Annotated in this window: 1 pseudogene; it reads right to left on the bottom strand. The window is 68.0% G+C overall.

Going from position 1 to position 281, the window contains the following annotated elements:
* Window positions 1-93: 93 nt before the first annotated feature.
* Window positions 94-281, bottom strand: a pseudogene (locus FS767_RS22195) (dihydrodipicolinate synthase family protein); the annotation flags it as partial.

Consider the following 281-nt stretch of genomic DNA (forward strand, 5'->3'; position numbering starts at 1 on the left):
GGGCGAGCTTGTCGCCGAGCTGATCCAGGGCGCCAGCGCCGTGAACCAGGTGTTTGACGGTCTGGAAATGATAGGGGACATGGGCGCTCCGGATCAGTCGCGGTAGATGGCCAGCAGGCCTTCGAGCTTGTGTACGGTGGCTTCGTCCAGCGCTGCCACCGGGGCGCGGCAGGGACCGACCGGGACGTTGAGCAGGTCGGCGGCCTTTTTAAGCACCGACGGCATGGTGCCCAGGGCGAAGGCATCGCGCAGCGGCCGCAGCTTTTCCTGGGCGGCGCGGG

Origin of the sequence: Pseudomonas sp. DE0010, from assembly GCF_007680745.1 — a bacterium.
In the GTDB taxonomy this organism is placed as follows: Bacteria; Pseudomonadota; Gammaproteobacteria; order Pseudomonadales; family Pseudomonadaceae; genus Aquipseudomonas; species Aquipseudomonas parafulva_B.